The organism is Kordia jejudonensis, from assembly GCF_001005315.1.
In the GTDB taxonomy this organism is placed as follows: domain Bacteria; phylum Bacteroidota; class Bacteroidia; order Flavobacteriales; family Flavobacteriaceae; genus Kordia; species Kordia jejudonensis.
This window is the reverse complement of record NZ_LBMG01000001.1, coordinates 182525-208183: the sequence shown is the minus strand read 5'-3', so window position 1 is coordinate 208183 and position 25659 is coordinate 182525. Positions and strand designations below refer to the sequence as shown.

Sequence of the window (25659 nt, the reverse complement as noted above, 5' to 3'; positions counted from 1 at the left end):
TGTTATGAGTTTATGAATGTTATTTGTGAATTTTTGGTTTTCTTGAGTTGGAAAAGAATTTAAATTTTTTGCCTTTCAGCATGTTTGTGAGCATGAGTTACAAACCCACGCTAGCTTTAGAGTTTTTATGGCATTTGCTCAAAATAAACATCAGGAATACTGTCTTTTATATTTTTGAACGGAAATTCTATATTTTCAAAAGGATCTTCTTCAAAAGATAAAAAATGTGGAATGGAAATGTTTTGAATATTTCTTTTAGGAAAGAATGTCATTATCTCTTCTTTTTTATCATCAGTTAATTGATTATATGCCGTATTGTGTTTTTGTTTGGCGATGGAATCATATAGTTTTTCATAAGAATCATTTAGGATTGCATTAAAAATGGTGTAGTGTTCGAAATCTGAATTTAAATCGAAAAGACTGATAAATTGAACATTTTTAGACACAAGTGAATCAATCTTTTTTGAGAAATCATTTGTAGTGTACTTTTCTTTTCCAACATAAAATTCATTATTGATGAGAAATATATATTGACGATTTTTAGCATTTAAATGTTCAAGAATACTGTAGTTTAATAGGTTATCACTTATACTGTCTTTATAATTTTCATTATTAATAGGAAAAACTTGTTGTTTTTGAGATAAATAAACTTGTTTAATTTCATTGTCAACAAATTGATATTCAGTATGATTAACCGTATAAAAAGCAAATGTATTCATCTTGATCATTTCTAAAAATATAGATTCTACATCTTTCATTTTTGCCTTTTTATCACAAATCATGACAAGCTTTCTGATGGAATGAAATGAGAGGTCTGAACTAGTATAAAAATAGTCAATTAGTTCACTAATATCTGCATATTTATCATTGAGCTGTAGTTTGTATTCGTTTGAGTTTGGCACTCTTCCGTATTTTATATAAATTAATTCTCTTTTAGGATTTGGTTCTTGAAAATTATATTTAACAAGTTTAGGTAATTCTATTTCCAACAAAGGAGCTACAGTATCTTTTTTAAAAGTGAGATGTTCAAAAACTAAGGAATCTCCTGAAAAAGAAGTGTTGAATGTATGATCTAGAAATGTAAGACTGTTGTTTTTAATCGTAACGGGATATGTGTTCCATAGGTTTCCATCATTACTTAATGAAATACTATCTTGATTAATATTTAAGAAAGCAGGACTATAAAAATATTGACTCCAAGTTCCATAATATTGCTCTTTTTTAGTACAGGAAAAGAGTAATGCTACAACAGCAAAACTTAAGATGATTTTCTTCATGAGAATACGGTTAGTTTCCAAAGAAGCATCAAATTTTATGCCTCACTTTTTAGCAGTTTTATGGGCACGAGTTGGAAACTCGCGCTAGCTAACTTGAAACTAACAACCAGCAACCAGCAACAAATGTAAAATGTAAAACCGCAAAATATTAAATGTAAAAGTATTTTCGAATAACGAATAACGAATAACGAATAACAAATAACAAATAACGAACAACAACCAACCAACAACTACTTCCTAAACTTCGCCAACGCATTTTTAGTAAAGTCAGATAAAACTAAAGTTCCAGAAAGTTCAGCGCGTTCGGCGAGTAATTCGTCCCAGTTTTCGGTGTCCTCCCACAATATTTTTTTCATGCCAGCTAAGGCATCCGGATTGTACGAAGCGAGTTTTTCTGTAAATATTTCCAGCTCTGTATCAAGTTCTTGTTGGGTTTCAAAGACTTTTGCATACAAACCTTTTTCTTTTGCCCAATACGCCGTTTTCCATTCGCTTGGCGCGAGACTTAACTCTGAAAAACCTGCTTTTCCAATTCGGTTTTGAACGGCAGGCGCAATCACAAATGGACCAATTCCGATAGTTAATTCGGAGAGTTTTACAGAAGCTGCTTCCGTAGCAAAGGCATAATCACAAGCAGAAATTAATCCTACGCCACCACCAACAGCTTTTCCTTGTACACGGCCAACAATCAACTTTCCGCAAGTTCGCATCGCGTTGATCACATTGGCAAAACCACTGAAAAATGTTTTTCCAGCTTCTAAAGTATCAATCGCGACCAATTCATCAAACGAAGCACCTGCACAAAATGCACGATCGCCTTCACTTTTCAAGATAATTACACTCACAGTTTCATTGTCAGCTAAAGAATGCAACTCTTTCGTTAATCGATCTAACAATTCACCAGGGAAAGAATTGCTTGCAGGATGCCCAAATTCTATGGTTGCAATGTTGTTTTGAATACTTGTATATAAACTTCCGTCAGCTCTTGTGGTGGTCATGATGTGTGATTTTGTTTGGTAAAAATAGGAAGACTTTTTTAATGAATTAGTCTGAAAGTGTATCAATATAAAAATGTATGTCTGGAAAAAAATCAAGATGTTGAGTTTTTTAGCTTCTTCACTTTACTCAAAGTTGGCTTATGAGAATTATTAGTGGATTTCTGCCTGTGTAAGAATGTCAAATTTAGGACTTTTTTATTTTCGGAATAAATTCTTTTCGGAATACATAAATAAGTGGCAATCCGCGTGCGGCAATCCAAAGTGTAAAGGCAATCCAAACGGCAAATAGTTTTAAATTGAAATAATCTAAAAAGAAAATTGTGGGCACAAAAACACCAAATGTAGCAAATAGTAATACGTTTCGCAGTGTTGCCATTTTCCCTAAACCTTTGAACATTCCATCAAAAATAAACGTAACGGCACAAAGTGGTTGCATGGCGAGAATTAAACTAAAAACCGTGTAAAATTCGTCTAAAACGGCTTGTTCTTTCGTAAAAATCAGTCCAATTGGTTGGTATAAGATTCCGCCAGTTACAAGTATAATCACGCCAGCAATGACACCATATTTGGTCAATTTCACACTAAGTTTTACCAGTTCTTCATAGTTTTCTTCGCCGTATAATTTTCCTGATAAGATGTTTCCAGCACTGGAATATCCGTCAATTAAAAACGCGCCAAAGAACCATATATTAAGTAAAATGGTGTATGCTGCGCTGTATTTTGCACCATAAGCCGCCGCAAAGGAAGTTCCGAAGTATAACGCAACATTTAAGGCAATGGTTCTGATAATGAGATTCAGAATCATTACGGTTAGTTTGGGCAATTCTTTGTGAAACGGCAATTGAATTGTTAGCGGAATTTGTGTTTTGGTGAGTAAAAAGATAACTGACAAAATCGCCATGACGAGTTGTGAAAACAAACTTGCATACGCCGCGCCATCAACATGCATGGCAGGAATGTATCCTTCAACACCGTAAACCAGCGCAAAATCTAATAGTACATTTAACAATGCGCCAATAATGGCAATAATCATTGGAATAAAAGTGTTTTGCAAACCTCTAAATACTCCAAATATGGCAAAAGTTAGGAGCGTAAACGGCAAGCCAAAAATTCGAATTCGATAGTATGAACTGCTAAAATCTAAAATTAAACCTTCTGCATTGTAAAAGTTCAGAATGTATTCTGCAAACGGATATGTGACGAGAATTAATACAAAACTAATTGCCAAAATGATTGCAATAGCTTGTGCAGGCAAAGTTTTGATTTCATCAAGTTTGTTAGCGCCCAAATATTGAGAAACCAAGGCAGAAATGGCACTTCTGGTTTGCCCAAAAACCCATACTAACATTGAAATGAAAGCTCCAGCAATTCCAACGGCAGCCAACGCTTCGGTAGCATTCGTTTGAATGTTTCCCACAACGGCTGTATCTGTAATGGATAATAAAGGTTCGGCAATTCCAGCAATGAGCGCTGGAATCGCGAGTTTATTGATGTCTGCGTTGGTTATTTGTGTTTTCAAAAGATACGTTCGTAACAGTAAAAAGGATATACACTTTGTTTTGGAAAGTATACATTCGCTAATTTTTTATAGCCACGAAGTTCGTAAAACTTTTGGTTTCTAGTGTTCTTACTAAACGTATCTAATCTTATGGAACGATAATTATTTTCTATAGCAAACGATTCTGCGAAGTCCATCAAATGTTGCGCATAGCCTTTTCCTTGATATTCAGGATGTACCGCCAAGCGATGAATGTAAAGATTTTTGTCATCTGGCGAATCCCATGTTATTGTTTTGTATTCTTCGTCCATTACGCTAGAAATTACCATACAACCTACAATTTTATCTGTATTGGTCAGCACGTATAATTCGTTTCGGGCAATATCATCTTTAAAAGCTTCTCGGTTTGGATAGTTTTCATTCCATTGAAATATTTTCTTGGAAATCATATGTTTTGCACAGGCTTTGGTAATGTGTAAAAGAGCATCAATATCAGCAATAGTAGCGTTACGAATTTGGAGCATTTGCAGGTTTTGGTATCATGTATAATTTTTAAAGGTATTTATTTTTTGAAGTTTAAAAAAATTGAAATATCACAATAGAACTAAAAAATGATTATTTTTGCAGAAATTTTAAGATAATGAAAAATATATTGGTTCCTATCGGAGATTCTGAAAATGCAAAGAATACGTTACAGTATGCTATTGATTTTGCGGAAGCTATTCATGCTAAAGTATTTGTGTTTAGAGCATTTAAAGTGCTTTCGAAAGCTGGAACAATTTTGAATGTTGATGAAATTGTGGGAAGAGAAACCGCAAGTAATGTAAAGGAAGTCGTTTCTAGTGTAAATTTGAAAAATGTTGATGTTTCTATTATTTCTGCAAAAGGGAATGTGATAGATAGTATCAATTCTATTGATAAAGAATTAGGTATTGATTTAATTATTGTTGGACCAAGAAGCAATTCTATTAAAGAAGAAATGTTTTTAGGAAATACATCGGGAAGTATTGTAAAACAAACTGATATTTCGGTGTTGATTGTGCCAGAAGGATACACGTTTAAGCCAATTAAAAAGGTGTTGACAGCAATTAAATCAGGTGTGATAAAGCGCAAAGACATTTTGAAACCTTTGGAAAGTATTCTAGCTGCTTTTGATGCAAAAATGCGTTTGCTACAAGTAAAAACAACCGATTTTTTACCAGAAGATTTAGAGTTTCATTCTGAGTTAGCGGCAATTACATCAGGATATAAAAGTTCTGAAAATTCAACATTATTTCAAGGTTTATTAGAACATTTAAACGAAAATAATCCAGATATGATTTGCGTTTTTAGACGTAAACGCGGATTTTTTAAGAAGCTTTGGGAACAAAACACAATTAAGAAAGTAGACTTTGAAAGTCGTTTGCCTTTGTTAGTTTTAAAAGGAACAGACTAAAAAAACAATAATTTCAACATACGAAAGCCATTCAAAATTCTTGAATGGCTTTTTTTGTGCATTCTACATCATTCGGAAATAGTTTACGTCTTCCATATAATATTTTGTACATTTAGGAATAACTAAAATACTTTATTATGAAAAAAAGAACACTCAAAAGTTTACATTTAAACAAGAAACTAATCAGTAATTTAAAGGTTGAAGCTTTAAAAGGGCAATTGGGAAGAGGTTCGGACAATCCAAATTGTAGTGGAGATACTGCAATGGTATATTCGTGTCATCCAGTAACATGTAATCCACAAGAACAAGATCGATAAGTCATCAATTAAAATCTTTTATTATGAAAAAAAGAACGCTTAAAAATTTAAACCTGAACAAAAAAGTGATCAGTAATTTAGAAATTGAAGCTGTAAAAGGAATGCTACAAGATAGTGGAAGTGGCGATACACATCCAGACTATTCGTGTCATCCAGAAACGTGTAACGGAACTCAATAAAACTAATTATGTTAGACAATTTAAAACAGTACGAAGTTCAATATGCTAACCAGATTAGTGGCGGACTCACAACGGTAGAATATATTATTATTTTAGCGGAATAACAACAGTGAAAGCGAACTTCGGTTCGTTTTTTTTTAGTTTTATATAAAGTTGATCGTGGTTTGTACTACTTCCCGTAAATCATTTGGTAATTCTTTTTTTTCCCACGGATGACGCGCGCCAAACACATGATCTGCATTTTCAATAAGATGCAAGGTGCTTTTTGGATTCCACGTATGTAACAATTTTGCTTCTTCATGAGAAACCGCAGGATCGTTGGTTCCGTGAATGATTAGATGCGGAATGTGTAGATTTTTTGTCGCTCGTTCAATGTCTAAACGTGTAGCATTTTCTTGAAAATCTTCGAAAAACTGATAATAATGTGGCATTTCTTGCTTCGTTCGTCCATTAATTACATAATATACACCTGAATTTTTCCAGTCTTCTAACGCTTCTCCTGTTGGAAAACGTGATGTATAATCTGAAACGCCAGCCCAAGAAATTACCTTTGTTACGGTTTTAGCTTCTTCGGCTTTAATGGTAGCAATACCGCCACCTCGTGAATGTCCAATAAGTGAAATGTTGTTCGGAGTACATTCTCCACGAAAGTGAAAATTACCAGAAGAAAGATGCAAAATGATGTCTTCTAAATCATGTAATTCTTTGGTGTAATTGTTCTGACCAAACGCTTCTAAATCTGGAAAATCGATTGGTTGTTCCATCGTTCCGCCATTGTGTGAAAAGTTGAACTTTACAAAAAAATAACCAGCTTTTGCAAATGCTTCAGCCACTAAATCCCACGCGCCCCAATCTTTGAAACCTTTGTAGCCGTGACAAAAAATGACAATTGGCTTTTGCTGATCGTTTTTTGTGAAAAAGTAATCTACTAGGATGTCTTTTTGGTTTTCGCGTTTTAAAACGTTGTTTTTGTGCTTTTGAATCATATTTATACTTCTTTTTCAGTGAACGGAATGTTGATGTCGCAAATTTCGAGAATGAGTTTTTTAAGTTCAATCAGAAAATCATCAAGTGTTTCCGAAGTAATCAATTGATTTTTGTTGCGACTTCTTGCAGAATCTTTAGTGCCAAATTTTAAAAATCCACTTTGTAAGTTTTTAAAGGAAATGATGCCTGCTTCGGTTTCTTGTTGAAATGCTTGTTTTTGGTAAATCATGTACGCATATGCCAAGACTTGAAAGCTTTTGCTGAATTTGTAATCTTGCGTAAGCAACTCCCAATCGACGATTTCTACATCGCCTTGCGACACTTTCCCTGTTTTGTAATCAATAATTCGCAGTACGCCATCTAACTCGTCCACACGATCTACTTTTCCGCCAATATATACAGGAAAATCAAGTTCAGGAATGTCTATTTTAGCCTGTAATGTTTGTTCTATTTGAAGAATACGCAAGGTTTTTCCTGTTTTGAGCAATTGTATTTCTTGTTGCAAAAAATTGGTAACATAGCGTTTGGCAACATTGAAAATGATGAGGTTTTTTCCGCGATGAATGTTTCCTTCTCCGTAGGTTTTTTTGAAATTATCCGAAACCAATTGTTCTACATTGGCAAACATTACTTTGATGTCTTCCACAACCAACGTTTTCCCTTCAAATGGTTTGTATAATAGCTCTAAAGTATCATGCACTACCGTTCCTAGCGTGTTTGCGGCAACCGTTTCTTCAACAGCTTCGTATTCTTGAATTCCAAGAATTTTTTGATAGTAAAAATCTATAGGATTTCTAATGTAAGATGTCAATGCAGAAGGCGAAAATCCTTTGTTTGCAATGTCTTGGATGCGTTTTAGAATTTGTGCTTCTTTTTTTACGGTTTGTAACTGATGTTCAATTTTGGGTACTTTCGGAATCACGACATGTTGCGAAACTGTATGATTTGGCATTGCATAGGTTTCCAATTGCATTAAAAAACGACTTTTTTCGCCGCCATTTAGTCCGTCAGCTTCCGTATTATAAAGTAAATAGATGTTTTCAGCTCTGTGCAACAAACGATAGAAATGATAGGTGTAAATGGCATCTTTTTCCTTGTATGTTGGAAGATTGAACTGTTTTTTTAGATCGAAAGGAATAAACGAATTGTTACTTTTTCCTGACGGCAATATTCCTTCGTTTACGGACGATAGAATTACGGTTTTGAAATCGAGCACACGTGTTTCTAACATGCCCATTAATTGTAAACCTTGTAACGGTTCTCCTTTAAAATCAAGCGTTTCCGAACTTATAATTTCTTTGTATAACGCCAATAATGACTTAATGTCCGTAATGTAATTGTGCTGTTTTGTTAAGAGTTGCAACTGATTGAATACTTCATTGAAACGATATAAATATTCCAACGCAAGCAAATGTTTTTCGCGCTCGTCAATAAGAGTCGTTTTGAGTGTTCTAATGAGTGTGATGCAATGTTTTATGGCAATTTTTGGCTTGTCGTTCCAATAGGTAAAGAGTATGGAAGCAATTTCCTGTAAATTTTTCGGGAAACGCTCAACTATGGTTGTTGTTGTAATGTAAATGATATTATTCGATTGGATGTAATGAATAATATCGGTCGCAATATTTTTATTTTTTTGTTGAAATAATGGACGTAAGTTGGTGTCTGAAAGTACATTGATGATACTTTTATAATAAAAAGAACCATTTCGATGATGTTCTTGCAGTATGTACAAGTTGTTAAATGTGGTAGCTAATGGAATGTCTTTTAGTGGAAAACCCATGGTAATATTGAGTTTTTCTATTGCTGCGGGTAACGAATTCAGACATGGAATTAGCAATTGTTCATCGCCTAAAACAACTGCGACATCGTGTAAGTTTTCATCGTGTTGTTGTATGTTTTGAAGAATCTCGCCAATTTGTTTTGCCTGCGTTACATTTTTTGGTGTACCAATGATTTCAATATTTTTTGTGTTGGAAAAATTATCAGCAACCCACGAAAAGGCATTGTCTTTAAAGTAATTCCAATCGTATCGATGACGTCGTAAAAATAGGCTTGCATCGTGTTCAGGATCATCAAAGAATACATGATCAGTATCCCACAGAATTTCTGCCAAACCAACTTCTAAAAATTCTTGAATTATTTTTTCTTCGGCAGTATTCAGCGCATTGAAACCAATAAAATAGTGTTTTTTAGTTTCGTTTTGCTTAAGATAGAATTCTATACTATCGACAGCTTCTCGATAGACCAAACCTTGATAGGCAATTCCTTTTTGGGTAATTTTTTCGGTAAGCGCATTGTAATATTCTTCTAACTTGTTCCAAAACGTTAGATAATTTTTGACTAGTGTTGTAGGTTCTTTTTCCAGTGACCAATGATTGATTTCCTGGATGGCGCCCAAATAGTTAAAAATTTCCTTTTGTGGAATTAGGTAGCGATCAATTTCATTGAAATCTTGTAATAAAATTTGTGCCCATTTGGAAAAAGAATCAAAAGGTTCTTGTGTATCTTTTGGTGTGAGTTCTTTGTAAACGGTATAAAATTCAAAAAGTAGTTCTGTATTACTTACGGACGTATATCCTGAAATTTCTTCTACTAATTCTTCAATACTGAGAATTTCAGGGGCAAAAGATGTTTTTTGAATTTGTTGCGAAAGTTCGTGCTTTAAGAAGACTCCAGCTCTTTTGCTAGGTAATACCAATGTAAGATTACTGATATTGGTATTATTTTCTAAAATGTAACTAACAACATGCGAAAGGAATGACTTCATGTTGTAAAAATAAAAAAACGCCTCGATATATCGAGGCGTTTCTTATGAAGTTATTTTTTGAAATAAAATTACTTGATTAATTTAATTTCTACTCTTCTGTTTTGTGCTCTACCTTTTCTAGTTGAGTTAGAAGCGATTGGCTTCTCTTCACCGTAACCTGAAGAAGTGAACGTGTTGTTTACTTTACTTGATAAGTAATCTCTAACAGCTTTAGCTCTAGAATCAGATAATCTTTGGTTTAATGCATTTGAACCAACACTATCAGTGTGACCACCAATGTGGAACTTCTCAGCTGGGAAACCTTTGATTAATTCAGCGATTCTATCTAAGATAGCATACGTTTCAGCTTTGAAAGAAGACTTTCCAGAGTTGAAGTATACAGTTCTAGCTAAGTTATCTAACTCAGTGATCTCAACTTCAGTCATTCTTGGAATTGGAGGACATCCTTGGTTTTCAGCAACTCCAGCAACTTCTGGACATCTGTCATCCTTGTCTAATACTCCGTCACCGTCTTTGTCAGTCCATGGGCATCCTTTGTTTGCAGCTGGACCAGCTTCGTTAGGACAGTTATCTTTAGCATCAGTGATTCCATCGCTATCAGCATCAGGACATCCGTTTAATGCAGCTAAACCAGCAACATTTGGACAGTCATCTTTAGCGTCAGTGATTCCGTCACCATCAGTATCAGGACATCCGTTGAATGCAGCTAAACCTGCAGTATCAGGACAATCATCTTTACTATCTTCGATTCCGTCACCGTCAGTATCAGGACATCCGTTGAATTCTGGTAAACCTTTTACGTCTGGACAAGCGTCGTCTTTGTCAAAAATTCCATCTTCGTCAGTATCTTTTCCTCCGAATTTGATCGCAATACCTACTTGGTGTTGGAAATGTGGAGCTAAGTAATCTTCGAAAGAATGCTTATAAGTAGACTGGATGTTGAAAGCTAAATTATCGTTGAACCAGTAGTTGAAACCAATTCCTCCGTTTAATGTTCCAGCTCCGATATCGTCAATCCAAGTGTAACCACCACCAACTTCTAAATAAGGATCAAAATTCCCCATGTCATAAAGCTCGTTAAGGTTGTACTTGATTGTTCCATCAAATCCGTAATATGTTAAGTCATCTCTTGACTCTTCTCCAAATTTTTCGATTTTATTAACTGACCCTCTAACTCCTACAGAGAATCCGTCACCTACATATTTAGAAACGCTAATTGTTGATAATGTAGGTAAGACGTTGTAATGATTTACGTTGAAGTACTCATCAAACCATTTACCTGTAAGCCCTGCAGCTTCCATATCGTTTGTAGGAAAGAAATCTACAGCATTAATACCGACATTGATCTGCCAAGGGTTATTACTGTCTTGCGCTTTTACGTTGCTGAATCCTACTACAAGCAACAAAGCAACTAAAAATCTGCTAAGATGTTTCATGTTTTAATTATTTAATTTTAAGTGTTAATTAAAGGACAAATGTAAGTTGTTAATACTTATTAACAAAGACAAATATATTAATTTTTTTAAAATCGTTAACATTTAAATCGATTTTAAATATTTAAATTACTTCTAATTCTTTCCCAATTTCGGTAAATGCAGCGATTGCCTTGTCTAAATGTTGCTTTGTATGCGCTGCTGACAACTGCACTCGGATACGTGCTTTCCCTTTAGGAACTACAGGGTAAAAGAAGCCAATTACGTAGATTCCTTTTTCCAATAATTTGTCTGCCATTATTTGCGAAAGCTTTGCATCATATAGCATTACAGGTACAATTGCAGAATCTCCATCAACAATATCAAAGCCTGCATTTTTTATTCCTTTTTTAAAATATTCCGTGTTTTCTGCAAGTTGATCACGTAATGTCGTATCGGTATCTAGCATTTCAAAAACTTTTATGGAAGCTCCAACAATAGCAGGCGCTAAAGAGTTTGAAAATAAATACGGTCTTGATCGTTGACGTAATATTTCAATGATTTCTTTTTTACCAGTTGTATATCCGCCCATGGCGCCACCCATTGCTTTTCCGAGCGTTCCTGTAATGATATCAATTTTTCCCATTACGTTTTTCTCTTCTAGCGTTCCGCGACCTGTTTCACCAATAAAACCAGTAGCATGACACTCGTCAATCATAATCATGGCGTCATGTTTTTCTGCTAAAGCAACAATTTCATCTAAAGGCGCCACTAATCCGTCCATCGAAAATACACCATCCGTCACTACGATTTTGAAACGCGCTCCATCTTCATTAGCTTGGATTAATTGCTTTTCCAAATCTGCCATATCGTTGTTTTGGTACCGATAACGCGCTGCTTTGCACAAACGCACACCATCAATAATTGAGGCATGATTTAACGAATCTGAGATAATTGCATCTTCTTTTGTCAATAAAGGCTCAAAAACACCGCCATTGGCATCAAAAGCAGCTGCATATAAAATAGTATCTTCTGTTCCGTAATAGTCTGCTATTTTTTGTTCTAATTTTTTATGAATATCCTGTGTTCCACAAATAAAACGCACTGACGACATTCCAAAACCATGTGTGTCCATCGTATCTTTTGCTGCCTGAATTACATCAGGATGCGATGACAATCCTAAGTAGTTATTTGCGCAGAAATTAATAACAGATTCTCCTGTGTTTATGGTAATTTCAGCACCTTGTGCCGAAGTAATAATGCGTTCTTTTTTGTAAAGTCCAGCGTCTTTAATTTCCTGAAGTTCTTTTTGTAAGTGTTGTTGTATACTTCCGTACATGGTTGATTGTTTTTAGCAAAAATAGTTACGATTTTTGAGTTATACCATATAATTTTTTGAATTTACTGCAATAAAACACCTTTTTCAGCATTCCTTTTTAGCATAAATTCAAAATACTACAGCGCATTATATATATTTCACAACGATTTCTTCATTGATGTAGAGCAAAATTTTCTGTGTAACCTTAAAATCCATTTCTATCAACGTATCCGCATATTCATATACTTGCTCAGTGTAAAACGGCGAATGCATGCCTGTTTTGTAATCAATAAGTATGGTTTCATTGTTTGGATTCACTACAATTCTATCGGGACGTAATATTTTCCCCGATTTTGATATGATGTCTTTTTCGTTGTATACTGTATTTTCTTGATCAAAATACGGTGCTAATTCAGGATGATTCACTACTTTTTCAATACTTTCCAAGAGTTTTTCGCGCTGTGGCGCATCAATGATTCCTTTAGAAACGTATTCGTCTAACACAAATTCTATGTCTGACGGATATTTTATTTGTGCCAATACATCATGAATTAGGTTTCCTTTTTCAATGGCTTGTTCTTGTGTCGTATCCCACAATAATCCTTGTTTTGTCATTAAATGCAAGTCGTGATCTTCCTTTGCGGTACTTATAAATTGTTCTTGTTTTATGGTATGAATTTGCTCAGTTGTCTCCGCTTTCGCGAGATTTACCTCAGATTCGCCAAATGTGTAGTACAATAATTCATCATTCCAGCGATCTGTCTGTTTTAAATAATTGATAAACAAACCTGAAAACGTTTGTAAACGTTCATTTCCGTTACGATCGACGTCTTTTTTAGTAATCACATGCAATTGTTGCACAGCGCGCGTAAACGCTACGTATAAAATGTTGAAGTTGTCCAATTCTAACTGCGATTGGCGTTCTTCATATAGTGTTTCGCCTAGTTCGCCATATTCTTGAATGGTGCTGTTGAAATTTAAATACGCTTCTTCAAAACCGTTAAAATCGGCTGCGTTGATAGGAAACCAGAGTTTTGGTTCTATTTCTTTGTACATGTCTGTATTGGCAAACGGAAACAATACCACAGGAAATTCCAATCCTTTCGATTTGTGAATCGTCATAATTTGAACCGCATTTTCCGAACCTGAAGCTATAATGCTCAAATGATTTTTTTTCTTTTCCCAATGTTCTAAAAAGCCAGCAAAACCAAGTTGTTTTTTCTGTGTATATTCCAATACAAAATCTAAGAAAAACTGCAAATACGCATCCGATTCGTCCGTTAATTGAAACGCTCGGATGCAATATTCCACGGCTTCATACAAAGATAATTGCAAGAAATATGTAAAGTCAAAGTTAAATTCTTTTAGGTCAGAAAACAGAATTTCTGCGTCAAGCGCGACATGTTTTTGTAAGAATTCATGCTTGTGTTCCGTATGCAGCTTTTCGGTTGCTAAATAATTCAACAAATGTAGTTTGACTTCATTGTTTTTGGGTTGAATTGCCAAACGGAGCACATCAATGATAAATTGTACTTCTTGCGAACGCTTGATCAATAAAGTTTCCGACGAAATAATAGGGATTTGGTGTGCTGATAAAATATCTGCTACTGCAATTCCTTCCGATTTTCTTCGCGTAAGCACACAAATATCTTTGTATTGAAAGCCTTTTGTTTCTAAATCGCGAATTTTTTCAATAATTTTCTCAGGAATGATTTCAAATTCTTCTTCAATTGTTTTGGTTTCCACAAAATCAAACGAGATAAAACCACCTTTTTTGTCATTTGTCAACTGCGTACTTCCGTTTTTATAAATGTCTTTGAATTCTTCTTGGCTGAAAAACTGCGAAATATGCTGAAAGAAATCGTTATTGAAGTTGATAATTTCGTCATAACTTCGATAGTTTCTAGGCAAATTCTCAGGTTTTTTTTCCACAAAAAACGGATTCACGTCATTATTTAGTCCGATAAATTGTTCTGCTTTTCCACCGCGCCAACGATAAATAGATTGTTTAGCGTCGCCAACAATAGTCAACGAACCGCTTTTAGCATCGGAAGTTTCTGTTTGCAACTTGTTTGAAATTAACGGAATTAAGTTTTCCCATTGCATTTCAGACGTATCTTGAAATTCATCAATGAAATAGTGTTTGTATTTCTCGCCCAAACGTTCGTAAATAAACGGCGCAGGTTCATCTTTTATCGTTTCACTTATGATGGTGTTAAATTCAGAAATCAATAATAAGTTTTGTTCTTCTTTTATGATTTCCAATTCGTTTTGAATAGCATTTAATACCGAAAGTGGCGTACTATTTTTGTAGAAATTTTTTAGGAAACTCAAATCATACACACGTTTTTTACAACTGTGATATGCTTCGTTGAGTTGCGGCAATAACGCATCAATGGTATTTGCCTTTGAAGCGTCTAAGTTTTTTTTGTAAACGCTTCCATTTTCTAAACTTTCTGCAAGTTTGTTTCCGTAGAGGCTTTTTTCATTAAAATCTTTCTCTGCAATTTTTTTAAAATGATTTGGCAGTGTTTTTCGTAGGAAATCATCAAATTCTAATCCTGAACTTTGTATCAATTCTAAAACTGCTTGTCCAGCTTTTGAGAGTTCTTCAGCAGTTGTTTGTATGTTGGTTTTGAGTAATTTTTTAAGCTCACTAAAATCTTCAAGGGTTTTGTCTTTTAGTTTACGAAGGTGTGGTTTTTCGTTTTCGTTCAATAAAAGTTTCGCAATTTTATTTAAATCAAAAGAAATGTCCCAACTTTTGTCATCATCTGCTTTTTCTAAGGCGTATTCAATTAAAACCTCAGAAATTAACTTGTCTTCGCCAGCTTTCGAAATTAATTGGTCAACAGCTTCGTTTAGTAGCGCATCTGTATCTAATTCTACTTCAAAATTTAGCGGAAGTTTTAAATCGTACGCAAATGTACGAATGACACTGTGTGTAAATTTATCAATCGTTGCTACTTCAAAAAAGGCATAATTGTGTAAAATACTTTTGAGTACTTCTTTGGCTTTTTGTTGTAATTGCGCTGGATGTAGTTGTAAATCTTCCGATAATTCTACAAACATGGGCGCGTTTACGCTTTCTTCATCAAATGCAAACGAATTGAGGTTTTCAATAATACGCGCTTTCATTTCGGCAACAGCCTTATTGGTAAACGTTACTGCTAAGATTTGCTTGTACATATCTTTTTGAACCGAAGAAAGTAAGATACGCAAATAGTCTTTTACAAGTGTGTAGGTTTTACCCGATCCTGCGGAAGCGTTGTAAATAATAAAAGGTGTAGACACGAAAGCGGTTTTATTAGGTGTCTGACAAAGATAGTTTAAAAAATGAAGTTGGTATAATGCAAAAAATCCAGCTTAGTTATAAAGCTGGATTTCTTAGTTTTTGACGATATTTTAGCAAGTAATGCTGCATAAATTTGTACATCTAGCACTACACAATCTCGTTATACATTCATCTGTAAGACATGTTGCGATGGTAATACATGGACAGGAGTTAAATTCTGTACATCTAGCAGTTAATATTGGTTCTGGATCGGATAGTCCACCAATAATTTTTGCTTCAGAAAGATTCGATACTTGTGTTTTTTTGAATTGTAATTTTTTGATTAGGTTCTTTTTTTTCATAATTAAAAGTTTTGGTTTGTTAATTCATAATATAGAGTATCAGATGGTTAAGCTGTTACTTTTGTATAAAGAAACAAAAAGTATTTTAAAACAGATAGGTGAATTTTTAATATTTTGCTGATGTTGAGCGATTTATAATTTTTTTAAAAAAGCTCATTCAAAGAATATGTTAAATATAAAAACGATAATCCAGCTTAGTTATAAAGCTGGATTTCTTAGTTTTTGAAGCATTATTGTTAGCACTCGAATCCTGGACAAGAAATTCCTCCTGAATTTCCACCAGTTCCACAACCGACATTGGTTCCGCAACCATTAGTTGGACAGTTGAATACTGTACAATTGTTGAATGAAACATTGTTACACGTTCTAAATTGCGTACAGTTTTCTGTAAGTCCACAACCAGCATAACAGGTTTCTAATAATGATAAATCGATCGGTTCGCATACAAATCGTGATCCACCACCAACAACTTGATCTTTTCCTAAATTAGATACTTGCGTTTTCTTGAATTGTAGTTTCTTAATTAAATTCCTTTTTTTCATACTATTAAATTTTATAGTTAATACATATTATAAAGAGTCCCAAGTGGTTAAGTTGTTACCCTTTTCCAAAGAAATGATTTTTTTCCAATAGAATTGTGTTCAAATTGTGGTAGCTTCTGTAGTTGCAGTAAAGTATTATAGGTATTTTTTCAAAAAAAGATTTTATGAGTTATTGTCTATTAGATAACAAAATTTTCTTTTTTGTATAGATTATCTTTATGTGAAAATTATCATAATCTGTTTTAATCGTTTCTTTATGTGGCGATAGATGATTATTTTTGAAGGAATAAAAACTAATGTTTAACTAAATAAATACAGATATAATGGCTTTTGAATTACCAAAATTATCATATGCATACGATGCTTTAGAACCAAATATTGACGCAAGAACAATGGAGATTCACCATTCTAAACATCACAACGGATATACAAACAAGCTAAATAATGCTATTGAAGGAACAGATTTAGAAGGAAAATCTATTGAAGATATTCTTACAAATCTTGATATGAGCAACTCAGGAGTTCGTAACAATGGAGGCGGATTTTACAATCACAGTCTTTTTTGGGAAGTAATGAATCCAGAAGATAGAGGTTATCTTTCAGGAGAATTAAAAGATGCTATTGAAGCAGCTTTTGGTTCAAAAGAAGAATTCATGGAAAAATTTAGCAAAGCGGCAGCAACTCAGTTTGGTTCAGGTTGGGCTTGGTTATGTGTTCACAAAGGTGGAAAAGTAGAAGTATGTTCTACACCAAACCAAGATAATCCATTAATGCCAGATGTTGGTTGTGGTGGAACGCCAATTTTAGGATTGGATGTTTGGGAACACGCATATTACTTAAATTATCAAAACAGACGTCCAGACTATATTGATGCATTTTTTAAAGTGATCAATTGGAATGAAGTTGAAAGACGTTATGCAGAAGCTAAATAATATATAAAACTTTTTATATTTGAAAGAGACGGACAGCGATGTTCGTCTTTTTTTGTTTTTAGATGTAGGAGTCAAGAGTCAAGAGTCAAGAGTCAAGAGTCAAGAGTCAGGATTCAAGATGTTTTCAAAAGCTATTTTTTGTAATGTTTGAGACTTTATTTTTAAGAAAATGGATTTCGCAACAAGTGCGGAATGACAAGATTATAGAATATAAATAGTACGTCAAACTGAACTCGCTTCAGTTTCCCATAAGAGTGAGAAACAATTTAAATTTCAACATTTAAAACCTAAGATAAAGAGAATAAATTCTGAGTAAGCGTCTAAAATCGCAGCAATCTAACAATCTAAGAGATTCTCGTTTCCACGGGAACAAGTCTAAAAGCACGAAGTGCGATCTAACAGCAAAGCGCCCTTACTTCTAACAGTGAAAGCGACCTAAAAAAAGCGTATAGATTTTTCTAAAAGTTATTTTTAAGAAAGTGGATTTCGCAACAAGTACGGAATGACAAGATTGTAGAATTTGAGAAGTACGTCAAACTTGATTTGATTCAGTTTCCCATAAGAGCGAGGAACAATTTAAATTTCAACATTTAAAACTTAAAATAAAGAGAATAAATTCTGAGTAAGTATCTAATTGCGAAGCAATCCAACAATCTAAGAGATTTCCGTTTCCACAGGAAGAAGTCTAAAAGCACGAAGTGCGATCTAACAGCGAAAGCGGTCTAAAAGCGTCAGCGATCCAAAAAAACTATTGCGCATAAAAAAAGGTGGAATAAACCACCTTTTTTTGCCCCAAATCTTACCATGAACTTAACCTACTTATGCTATGGCATTGCTAATGTAAGTAGAGTCATGAAATCTTACCTAATAAATCAGACCAAATACCTCTTTTTTAGACTAAGTGTGTGTTTTAACTTTTATTTTAGATTTAGTTTTCTGCAAGAGAAAATTTCTTACACAAAAAACACCTTTTTTTATTGCTGATAAAAAGCCTAATATGCACGCGCTTTGTTTCCTTCATAAAAATTAATAAAAGCACGATTTACAACACGATTTCCTCCATCGGTTGGATAGTTTCCTGTAAAGTACCAATCGCCTAAATTGTTTGGGCATGCTTTATTGAGATTGGCAACATTTTGGAAAATGACTTTTACTTCTGCATTTACAACATCCGTTTTGATAAGTTCACTTATTTTTTCTGAAATTTCTTCATCCGTAAAAGGTGCATAAATCTCCTTCACGAAGTTTTTCACATCTATATCTTTTAAGCTTTCTTGCGCTTTACATTTATTGTAGACTTCTGCTACCAAACCGTAGTTGTTTTGATCTTTAAGCAGTGCTAAAGCAGCTCTAAAGGCAATTAAATCTTCCATACGCGCCATATCAATACCATAACAGTCAGGATAACGAATTTGTGGCGCAGAAGAAACCACTACAATTTTCTTCGGATGCAAACGATCCATCATTTTAATGATACTTTTCTTTAGCGTAGTTCCACGCACAATACTATCATCAATAATGACCAAATTATCTTCTGGTTGAATCACGCCATAAGTTACATCGTATACGTGAGCTACCAAGTCATCACGACTGCTGTCTTCGGTAATAAACGTTCTAAGTTTTACATCTTTGATCGCAATTTTTTCAACTCGTGGACGTTCCGAAAGAATTTCACGGACTCTTTCTTCTGATAATGAACGGCGTCCGTTTAAAATTTCGTTGGTTTTGCGTTCATTCAGATATTCTTCAACGGCTTCTGTGAGTCCAAAAAAAGAGGTTTCGGCAGTATTTGGAATAAATGAAAATACGGTATTTTTTATATCATCATCAATCGCGCTCAATACATTAGGCAATAATAGTTTTCCTAACATTTTTCGTTCTTGATAGATTTCTGCATCGCTTCCGCGAGAAAAATAAATACGTTCAAAAGAACAAGCTTTACGTTCTAACGGTTCTAAAATTTGCTTGGTTTTAACCGTTCCATTCTTTTTGATGATTAATGCATTTCCAGGATCAATTTCCTGTACATCATCAAAATCAACATTAAATACCGTTTGAATCACAGGACGTTCTGAAGCTACCACTACGATTTCATCGTCTTTGTAGTAATATGCTGGACGAATTCCTGCAGGATCTCTCAATACAAACGAATCTCCATGACCAAGCAATCCTGCCATTGCATAACCACCATCCCAATCTTTTGCGGATCTTTTTAAAATCTTTGCTAAGTTGAGTCGCTCCGCAATAATAGGAGAAGCTTCTTGTTTGTTGTATCCTTCTTCTTTGAGTTTTTTGTACAATTTGGCAACGGCATCATCCAAAAAGTGACCGATTTTTTCCATAATGGTAATCGTATCTGCTTTTTCTTTTGGATGCTGTCCAAGCTTTATTAGGTTTTCAAATAATTGATTAACGTTGGTCATGTTAAAGTTTCCAGCGACAATCAAATTACGATGCATCCAGTTATTTTGTCTCAAAAACGGATGTACACTTTCAATGCTATTTTTACCAAAAGTTCCGTAACGAACGTGTCCTAAAAACAGTTCGCCTACATATGGCAATTCTGATTTTTGGCGTGCAACATCATCATTGAGTTCAGGTTTTTCTTCTAAAATATGATTAATGCGTTCGTTTACTTGTGCAAAAATATCTTGAATTGGTTGTTGTTGGTTAGAGCGTACTCTGCTAATGTAGCGTTCACCTGGATTCATATCGAGCTTTATGCTTGCTAATCCAGCACCATCTTGCCCTCTATTGTGTTGTTTTTCCATTAGTAAGTACATTTTATTGATGCCATAAAATGCTGTACCATATTTTTCTTTATAGTACTCTAATGGTTTTAAAAGCCTTAAAAGTGCAATACCGCACTCGTGTTTCAAAGCGTCACTCATAGTTGTAGTTTGTTGTGTTGTTGTTACGTATTGTGACAAAAAAAAGCGCTCAGTTATGAGCGCGTTTTTTTAGTTTACTTCTATTTCAAACTGAGTCAGCTGTTTAAACTGCTTCAGGCGTTCTGTGATTTCTTCTTTCGTGAGCGATTCCATTCGTTGTGTTCCAAACTTTTCTACGCAAAAGGAAGCTAAGTTAGAACCGTAAATGATGGCGTTTTTCATGCTTTCAAACGAAATGTCTTCGTGTTTTGCAATATATCCAGAAAAACCTCCTGCAAATGTATCTCCAGCTCCTGTTGGATCAAAAACTTCTTCTAGTGGTAATGCTGGTGCAAAGAAAATATTTCCGTCATTAAAAATTAAAGCGCCGTGTTCTCCTTTTTTAATTACTACATATTCAGGACCCATTTCGTGAATCTTTTGTGCAGCTTTTACTAAAGAGTATTCGCCTGATAGTTGACGTGCTTCTTCATCATTAATTGTAATTACATCTACTTTTTTGATAACTGCGAGCAAATCGTCCCAAGCACAATCCATCCAAAAGTTCATCGTATCTAGTACAATTAGCTTTGGTTTTTTGCTCATTTGATTAATGACGCTCATTTGCACACCAGGATGTAAGTTTCCTAGCATTACAATTTCGGCATCTTTGTAATTTTCAGGAACAATCGGATTGAAATCTGCCAATACGTTTAATTCTGTTGCCAACGTATCTCTTGAGTTCATATCATTATGATATTTTCCACTCCAAAAGAATGTTTTTCCTCCTTTTACTATTTCTATTCCAGAAATATCAATATTTCTAGCCGCTAACATGTCTAAATATTCTTGTGGAAAATCTTCTCCAACAACAGATACAATAGCTGAATCTACATCAAAATTTGCAGCAGACAAACCAATATAAGTAGCCGCGCCACCTAGGATTTTATCTGTTTTTCCAAAAGGTGTTTCAATAGCATCAAAAGCAACCGTTCCAACAATTAATAATTTGCTCATTTTTATAATTAAAATTTTTGCAAACTTACATAAAATTTTTGCAAGAAAATAGCCAGACGAAGCAGATATGCGTTTTCAGTATTTTTTAAAGCGAAAGTGTTGAAATTGAAGCTTATTGTACACGATTGCGCAATGCCTTAAAGTTGTAATAAGGCGCTCTAGTGATGGTGCTGTTTATAAGCCAATTTGGCAAGCTTCCTCCAGGATCGCCATACATTTCGTTGGTAACTTTAATCGTATCTCCTTGCTTTTCTAACAACCAATATCCAACAAAATTGGTCATTCGTAAGTAGTCTTCTTGAACCGCATACGTATCTGAAGCGGATGATAAATTAATTCGGATGACATCTTTGGAAACGACTTCTACACGTATATGACTTGCAAAATCTCTGTTGCGTAATGGCCAAGGAAGGTCAATTGCCATCCATATAGTGTATTCGCTTTCAGAAGTTTTTTTGATCAGTTTACTGTCAATTGCTTTATAATTCCAATTATGTAATTCATCGCCATCAACAATAATATTTTTCACTTTTTCAAGCGTACTTTTGACAGTCATTTCGGCTTTGTATGCCTTCAATTTGGTGGAATCTATAGTTTTGGTGTAAATTTTAATATCATTTTTATCCTTCTTTAACTCCCAAGTTTCTTGTGCGGAAAGTGGTAAAAAAAACAAAAAACAAAAAACAGCAATATAGATTTTCATAGTGGAAATTAAGGAAATAGTATGTGTAAATGTACAAATATGATTTAATAAAATTGATTTACAGTAACTTATTGGCTTCGTTTTCGAAGAATGTATCAATTTTTAGCTTCTCTTTTTTTGAAGCATTTACGGCTAAAAAGTCACAACGATCGTTTTGTGGATGGTTGTTATGTCCTTTAATCCATTGGAAACGTACAATATGTTTTCGATAAATTTTTAAGAAACGAATCCACAAATCAGTATTCTTTTTTCCTGAAAACCCTTTTTTCTCCCAACCAAAAACCCACTTTTTCTCTACAGAATCCACAACATATTTAGAATCGGTAAACACTTTAACATCAGTGTGCATGTACTTTAATTTCTCTAAGGCAACAATTACGGCTAGCAATTCCATACGATTGTTGGTTGTTTTTCTGTAGCCTTCAGAAAACTCTTTTCGATACGGTTTGCCAACCCATTCCATAACAATTCCGTAACCACCAGGACCAGGATTTCCTCTAGAAGATCCATCAGTAAATACATGTACGTCTGCCATTATTGTGTGTTAGAATTTGAAATTAATACCTGTTCAATAACTTCAGGAAAGTGTGCATATTCGAGTTCATGAATTTTTTTTGCAACCGTTTCAGGCGTGTCTATATCTGTCAAATTGGTCTTTGCTTGGAAAATAATAGCACCTTCATCGTAATTTTCATTAACAAAATGTATGGTAATGCCACTTTCTTTTTCTTTATTTGCAACGACAGCATCATGTACATGCGATCCGTACATGCCTTTTCCTCCATATTTTGGAAGCAAGGCAGGATGAATATTGACGACTTTGTTGGGAAATGCAGCCAGAATATGTTCAGGGAATTTCCATAGAAAACCAGCAAGGACAATCAAATCAATATGTGCACTTTGCAAAAGATTTAGGACATCGTTACTGCAATATAAGGCAGTTCGATTAAAGCTAAAAGCACTGATTTTCAGTTTTTTAGCTCTCTCTAAAACTTTGGCATGCTGATTGTTAGTCAGAACTTGAACAACGGAAGCGTTATTTCGTTCTTGAAAATATCGAATAATATTTTCAGCATTAGTTCCGGAACCCGAAGCAAAAATTGCGATACGCTTCATAAAAAGAATGGAATTTAGTAACTGTTGTTTCGACAAAAAAAAGAATAATTATTAACAAAATGAAGGCAAAAGCGAATTACTTATTCTAAAAATTTAGTAAATTAGAACACATTTTTTCAGTAAAATGTTGTTTTAAATTAAAGTTTTTTATTTTTGCCAACAATTAAATTTTAAAAACAATAAGATTATGTCAGACATTGCATCAAGAGTAAAAGCGATTATCGTAGACAAATTAGGTGTAGATGAAAACGAAGTAGTTACAGAAGCGAGCTTCACTAACGACTTAGGAGCAGATTCATTAGACACAGTAGAATTGATTATGGAATTCGAAAAAGAATTTGATATTCAGATTCCAGATGATCAAGCAGAAAACATTGCAACTGTTGGTCAAGCTATCTCTTACATTGAAGAAGCAAAAAAGTAAGGAAAGAATAAAATTTCTATATTTTAAAGAAACATTAGAATGCAAATTTGCATTCTAATGTTTTGTTAAAGGGATTTCTTCTTAATTTTTAAACTAACTTATTAAAGATGGAATTAAAGCGAGTTGTAGTTACAGGTTTGGGAGCATTGACCCCAATCGGAAACACAGTAAATGAATATTGGGATGGACTTATTACTGGAAAAAGCGGTGCCGCTCCAGTGACACATTTCGATGCCGAAAAATTTAAGACAAAATTCGCTTGTGAAGTAAAAAACTTTACTGTTACAGATTTTATTGATAGAAAGAGTGCTAGAAAAATGGATAAGTTTTCGCAGTATGCCATGGTTGCTTCCGATGAAGCAATTGCAGATGCAAAACTCGATTTGGATAGCCTCAATAAGTTAAGAGTTGGTGTTATTTGGGGAGCAGGAATTGGCGGTTTAGAAACATTCCAAGAAGAAGTAATTAACTTCGCAAACGGAGATGGAACGCCAAAATTCAATCCTTTCTTTATACCAAAAATGATCGCAGATATTGCACCAGGAAACATTTCCATTAAATATGGATTTATGGGACCTAACTACACTACTGTATCTGCCTGTGCATCATCAGCAAATGCTATGATTGATGCCTTAAACAATATTAGATTAGGACATTGTGACGTTATTGTAACTGGTGGAAGTGAAGCCGCAGTTACCATTGCTGGAATGGGTGGTTTTAATGCCATGCACGCCATGTCAACACGAAATGATGATCCACAAAGTGCCTCAAGACCATTTGATGCAACCAGAGATGGTTTTGTATTAGGTGAAGGAGCTGGAGCCATTGTTCTTGAAGAATATGAACACGCGAAAGCAAGAGGTGCAAAAATATATGCAGAAGTTGTTGGTGGAGGTTTATCGTCAGATGCTTACCACATGACAGCGCCGCATCCAGATGGAATCGGTGTGGTAGCCGTTATGAAAAACTGTCTTGAAAATGCAGGAATGCAACCAGAAGATGTTGATCATATCAATACACACGGAACATCAACTCCTTTGGGAGATGTAGCAGAGCTGAAAGCAATTACAGAAGTTTTCGGAACGCACGCTAAAAACATTAATATCAATTCTACGAAGTCCATGACAGGACATTTACTAGGAGCAGCAGGAGCTATCGAAGCCATTGCCTCGATACTTTCTATAGAACACGGAATTGTTCCGCCAACTATAAATCATGCTACAGTAGATGAAAATATTGATCCAAGTCTCAATTTAACACTCAACGAACCGCAAAAACGAGATGTAAAAGTTGCTATGAGCAACACATTTGGTTTTGGAGGACACAATGCTTGTGTGTTGTTTAAAAAATTAGATTAAATCAAGTTCAATGAATTTCGTTCGAAAAATATTAAATTCCCGATCCAATGAAGACGGGAATTTTTTTGTCGAACTCGAAGATATTCTAGGATTTAAAACCAAGCGAAAGAAGTTTTATAAGAAAGCATTTACGCATCGTTCAATGAATCAGAAAGATGCGAAAGGAAATTCTGTAAACTACGAACGCTTAGAGTTTTTGGGCGATGCCATGTTGAGTAGTGTTATTTCTGCGTACCTTTTCACGGAAGTGCCATCAGGAAACGAAGGCTATCTAACCAAAATGCGCTCTAAAATCGTAAGCCGAGAGCACTTAAATGAACTTGGACGTGATTTAAAATTGATTGAACTCGTAAAATCACGCATTCCGAAAGATAATTTTGGAGAAAACATCCACGGAAACTTATTTGAAGCCTTAATTGGTGCCATTTTTTTAGATAAAGGATACAAATATTGCGAGCGTTTCATTCACTATCGTGTAATTTCACCATATGTTGATATTGAACGTTTGGAAGGAAAAGTAATCAGTTACAAAAGTTTGCTCATTGAATGGTGTCAGAAGGAAAAGAAAAACTTCAAATACGATGTGTATGAAGACACAGGAAATGACGAACTAAAACATTTTGCTGTCAAACTTTTTATTGACAATAGAGTTGTTGGAAAAGCACGTGCAACTTCCAAAAAGAAAGCCGAAGAAAAAGCTTCAAAACGCGCTTATTTTGCATTTCAAAAACAAATTTCTACCTAAAAATTGTTGTCAAAATCTGCTGTATTTTCATAGATTTTGTAATGATTTCATCAAAAATTTATCATTTCAAAAAAAGAAACCTTCAACGATAACGTTTTCGTTATGAATTCTTTAGAATCATTGTAAAA

General features: G+C 34.4%; 23 protein-coding genes. 7 read left to right on the top strand and 16 right to left on the bottom strand.

Translation table 11 applies throughout. The features are described from left to right. Nucleotides 1-125: 125 nt before the first annotated feature. The 4 genes from AA089_RS00800 to AA089_RS00785 form a co-directional block, all read right to left on the bottom strand. Entirely contained in the window at nt 126-1277 is a 1152-nt protein-coding gene (locus tag AA089_RS00800; RefSeq protein ID WP_046754994.1) for a hypothetical protein, read from the bottom strand. A 230-nt stretch (nt 1278-1507) separates the two neighbouring features. Then, nucleotides 1508-2275 carry an enoyl-CoA hydratase/isomerase family protein gene (locus AA089_RS00795; RefSeq protein WP_046754993.1) on the bottom strand — a complete coding sequence of 256 codons (768 nt, stop codon included), beginning with the start codon at nt 2273-2275 and terminating at the stop codon, nt 1508-1510. Between the two features lie 184 nt (nt 2276-2459). Beyond that, nucleotides 2460-3794, bottom strand: a complete 1335-nt coding sequence (locus AA089_RS00790; protein WP_046754992.1) for an MATE family efflux transporter — start codon at nt 3792-3794, stop codon at nt 2460-2462. Continuing rightward, nucleotides 3791-4297 (bottom strand): GNAT family N-acetyltransferase, encoded by a 507-nt coding sequence (locus tag AA089_RS00785; RefSeq protein WP_046754991.1) that lies wholly within the window; start codon nt 4295-4297, stop codon nt 3791-3793. Before AA089_RS00785 ends, AA089_RS00790 begins: the two co-directional genes overlap by 4 nt. A gap of 116 nt (nt 4298-4413) precedes the next feature. On the opposite strand from AA089_RS00785, the gene AA089_RS00780 reads away from it, so the two are divergent. The 3 genes from AA089_RS00780 to AA089_RS24445 all read left to right on the top strand — a co-directional run bounded on the left by AA089_RS00780 (nt 4414) and on the right by AA089_RS24445 (nt 5704). Continuing rightward, nucleotides 4414-5208, top strand: coding sequence for a universal stress protein (locus AA089_RS00780; RefSeq protein ID WP_046754990.1), 795 nt, complete (start codon nt 4414-4416; stop codon nt 5206-5208). Between the two features lie 137 nt (nt 5209-5345). Beyond that, nucleotides 5346-5525 (top strand): hypothetical protein, encoded by a 180-nt coding sequence (locus tag AA089_RS00775; RefSeq protein ID WP_046754989.1) that lies wholly within the window; start codon nt 5346-5348, stop codon nt 5523-5525. Nucleotides 5526-5548: 23 nt separating this feature from the next. Then, nucleotides 5549-5704 carry a hypothetical protein gene (locus tag AA089_RS24445; protein ID WP_156168850.1) on the top strand — a complete coding sequence of 52 codons (156 nt, stop codon included), beginning with the start codon at nt 5549-5551 and terminating at the stop codon, nt 5702-5704. A 143-nt stretch (nt 5705-5847) separates the two neighbouring features. Here the strand turns inward: AA089_RS24445 and AA089_RS00770 are convergent, their stop codons facing one another. From AA089_RS00770 to AA089_RS00740, 7 genes are all read right to left on the bottom strand, one after another. Continuing rightward, nucleotides 5848-6690, bottom strand: coding sequence for an alpha/beta hydrolase family protein (locus AA089_RS00770; protein WP_173427039.1), 843 nt, complete (start codon nt 6688-6690; stop codon nt 5848-5850). A 2-nt stretch (nt 6691-6692) separates the two neighbouring features. Beyond that, a complete protein-coding gene (locus tag AA089_RS00765; RefSeq protein ID WP_046754988.1) occupies nt 6693-9458 on the bottom strand; it encodes a PD-(D/E)XK nuclease family protein in 2766 nt (921 codons plus the stop codon). A gap of 68 nt (nt 9459-9526) precedes the next feature. Further along, a complete protein-coding gene (locus tag AA089_RS00760) occupies nt 9527-10894 on the bottom strand; it encodes an OmpA family protein (protein WP_046754987.1) in 1368 nt (455 codons plus the stop codon). 121 nt (nt 10895-11015) lie between these two features. After that, nucleotides 11016-12209 (bottom strand): glycine C-acetyltransferase, encoded by a 1194-nt coding sequence (gene kbl / locus AA089_RS00755; protein ID WP_046754986.1) that lies wholly within the window; start codon nt 12207-12209, stop codon nt 11016-11018. A 126-nt stretch (nt 12210-12335) separates the two neighbouring features. Beyond that, nucleotides 12336-15482, bottom strand: coding sequence for a UvrD-helicase domain-containing protein (locus AA089_RS00750; RefSeq protein WP_046754985.1), 3147 nt, complete (start codon nt 15480-15482; stop codon nt 12336-12338). A gap of 111 nt (nt 15483-15593) precedes the next feature. Further along, on the bottom strand, nt 15594-15824 hold the full coding sequence (locus tag AA089_RS24440; protein WP_156168849.1) for a class I lanthipeptide: 231 nt from the start codon (nt 15822-15824) through the stop codon (nt 15594-15596). Between the two features lie 236 nt (nt 15825-16060). Next, the gene (locus AA089_RS00740) at nt 16061-16366 is read right to left on the bottom strand and encodes a hypothetical protein (RefSeq protein WP_046754983.1); all 306 of its coding nucleotides are present in this window, start codon (nt 16364-16366) and stop codon (nt 16061-16063) included. Between the two features lie 323 nt (nt 16367-16689). Between AA089_RS00740 and AA089_RS00735 the strand changes: the two genes are divergently transcribed. Further along, on the top strand, nt 16690-17298 hold the full coding sequence (locus AA089_RS00735; RefSeq protein ID WP_046754982.1) for a superoxide dismutase: 609 nt from the start codon (nt 16690-16692) through the stop codon (nt 17296-17298). A 992-nt stretch (nt 17299-18290) separates the two neighbouring features. On the opposite strand, the gene AA089_RS00730 is transcribed toward AA089_RS00735, so the two are convergent. The 5 genes from AA089_RS00730 to purN form a co-directional block, all read right to left on the bottom strand. Next, complete coding sequence (locus AA089_RS00730) at nt 18291-20189, bottom strand: amidophosphoribosyltransferase (protein WP_046755020.1); 1899 nt, start codon at nt 20187-20189, stop codon at nt 18291-18293. Between the two features lie 69 nt (nt 20190-20258). After that, nucleotides 20259-21185 (bottom strand): PfkB family carbohydrate kinase, encoded by a 927-nt coding sequence (locus tag AA089_RS00725; RefSeq protein ID WP_046754981.1) that lies wholly within the window; start codon nt 21183-21185, stop codon nt 20259-20261. Between the two features lie 112 nt (nt 21186-21297). Further along, the gene (locus AA089_RS00720; protein ID WP_046754980.1) at nt 21298-21888 is read right to left on the bottom strand and encodes an START domain-containing protein; all 591 of its coding nucleotides are present in this window, start codon (nt 21886-21888) and stop codon (nt 21298-21300) included. A gap of 58 nt (nt 21889-21946) precedes the next feature. Next, nucleotides 21947-22423, bottom strand: coding sequence for a ribonuclease HI (gene rnhA, locus AA089_RS00715; RefSeq protein WP_046754979.1), 477 nt, complete (start codon nt 22421-22423; stop codon nt 21947-21949). Further along, nucleotides 22423-23004: a phosphoribosylglycinamide formyltransferase gene (gene purN, locus AA089_RS00710; RefSeq protein ID WP_046754978.1), complete on the bottom strand. Its 582-nt coding sequence runs from the start codon at nt 23002-23004 to the stop codon at nt 22423-22425. The genes rnhA and purN overlap by 1 nt, the downstream gene beginning before the upstream one ends. Before the next feature lie 187 nt (nt 23005-23191). Between purN and AA089_RS00705 the strand changes: the two genes are divergently transcribed. The 3 genes from AA089_RS00705 to rnc all read left to right on the top strand — a co-directional run bounded on the left by AA089_RS00705 (nt 23192) and on the right by rnc (nt 25531). Beyond that, nucleotides 23192-23428 (top strand): acyl carrier protein, encoded by a 237-nt coding sequence (locus AA089_RS00705; protein WP_007137004.1) that lies wholly within the window; start codon nt 23192-23194, stop codon nt 23426-23428. Between the two features lie 107 nt (nt 23429-23535). Further along, nucleotides 23536-24786, top strand: a complete 1251-nt coding sequence (gene fabF, locus AA089_RS00700) for a beta-ketoacyl-ACP synthase II (RefSeq protein WP_046754977.1) — start codon at nt 23536-23538, stop codon at nt 24784-24786. Between the two features lie 10 nt (nt 24787-24796). Continuing rightward, nucleotides 24797-25531: a ribonuclease III gene (rnc, locus tag AA089_RS00695; RefSeq protein WP_046754976.1), complete on the top strand. Its 735-nt coding sequence runs from the start codon at nt 24797-24799 to the stop codon at nt 25529-25531. Nucleotides 25532-25659 lie beyond the last annotated feature (128 nt).

Excerpts from the sequence above, each read along its gene's own strand:
- AA089_RS00780 (WP_046754990.1), top strand. The coding sequence starts at position 4,414 with ATGAAAAATATATTGGTTCCTATCGGAGATTCTGAAAATGCAAAGAAT.
- kbl (WP_046754986.1), bottom strand. The coding sequence starts at position 12,209 with ATGTACGGAAGTATACAACAACACTTACAAAAAGAACTTCAGGAAATT.
- AA089_RS24445 (WP_156168850.1), top strand. The coding sequence starts at position 5,549 with ATGAAAAAAAGAACGCTTAAAAATTTAAACCTGAACAAAAAAGTGATC.
- AA089_RS00735 (WP_046754982.1), top strand. The coding sequence starts at position 16,690 with ATGGCTTTTGAATTACCAAAATTATCATATGCATACGATGCTTTAGAA.
- AA089_RS00760 (WP_046754987.1), bottom strand. The coding sequence starts at position 10,894 with ATGAAACATCTTAGCAGATTTTTAGTTGCTTTGTTGCTTGTAGTAGGA.
- AA089_RS00770 (WP_173427039.1), bottom strand. The coding sequence starts at position 6,690 with ATGATTCAAAAGCACAAAAACAACGTTTTAAAACGCGAAAACCAAAAA.
- AA089_RS00785 (WP_046754991.1), bottom strand. The coding sequence starts at position 4,297 with ATGCTCCAAATTCGTAACGCTACTATTGCTGATATTGATGCTCTTTTA.
- AA089_RS00730 (WP_046755020.1), bottom strand. The coding sequence starts at position 20,189 with ATGAGTGACGCTTTGAAACACGAGTGCGGTATTGCACTTTTAAGGCTT.
- purN (WP_046754978.1), bottom strand. The coding sequence starts at position 23,004 with ATGAAGCGTATCGCAATTTTTGCTTCGGGTTCCGGAACTAATGCTGAA.
- AA089_RS00775 (WP_046754989.1), top strand. The coding sequence starts at position 5,346 with ATGAAAAAAAGAACACTCAAAAGTTTACATTTAAACAAGAAACTAATC.
- AA089_RS00800 (WP_046754994.1), bottom strand. The coding sequence starts at position 1,277 with ATGAAGAAAATCATCTTAAGTTTTGCTGTTGTAGCATTACTCTTTTCC.
- rnc (WP_046754976.1), top strand. The coding sequence starts at position 24,797 with ATGAATTTCGTTCGAAAAATATTAAATTCCCGATCCAATGAAGACGGG.
- fabF (WP_046754977.1), top strand. The coding sequence starts at position 23,536 with ATGGAATTAAAGCGAGTTGTAGTTACAGGTTTGGGAGCATTGACCCCA.
- rnhA (WP_046754979.1), bottom strand. The coding sequence starts at position 22,423 with ATGGCAGACGTACATGTATTTACTGATGGATCTTCTAGAGGAAATCCT.
- AA089_RS00705 (WP_007137004.1), top strand. The coding sequence starts at position 23,192 with ATGTCAGACATTGCATCAAGAGTAAAAGCGATTATCGTAGACAAATTA.
- AA089_RS00795 (WP_046754993.1), bottom strand. The coding sequence starts at position 2,275 with ATGACCACCACAAGAGCTGACGGAAGTTTATATACAAGTATTCAAAAC.
- AA089_RS00765 (WP_046754988.1), bottom strand. The coding sequence starts at position 9,458 with ATGAAGTCATTCCTTTCGCATGTTGTTAGTTACATTTTAGAAAATAAT.
- AA089_RS24440 (WP_156168849.1), bottom strand. The coding sequence starts at position 15,824 with ATGAAAAAAAAGAACCTAATCAAAAAATTACAATTCAAAAAAACACAA.
- AA089_RS00720 (WP_046754980.1), bottom strand. The coding sequence starts at position 21,888 with ATGAAAATCTATATTGCTGTTTTTTGTTTTTTGTTTTTTTTACCACTT.
- AA089_RS00740 (WP_046754983.1), bottom strand. The coding sequence starts at position 16,366 with ATGAAAAAAAGGAATTTAATTAAGAAACTACAATTCAAGAAAACGCAA.
- AA089_RS00725 (WP_046754981.1), bottom strand. The coding sequence starts at position 21,185 with ATGAGCAAATTATTAATTGTTGGAACGGTTGCTTTTGATGCTATTGAA.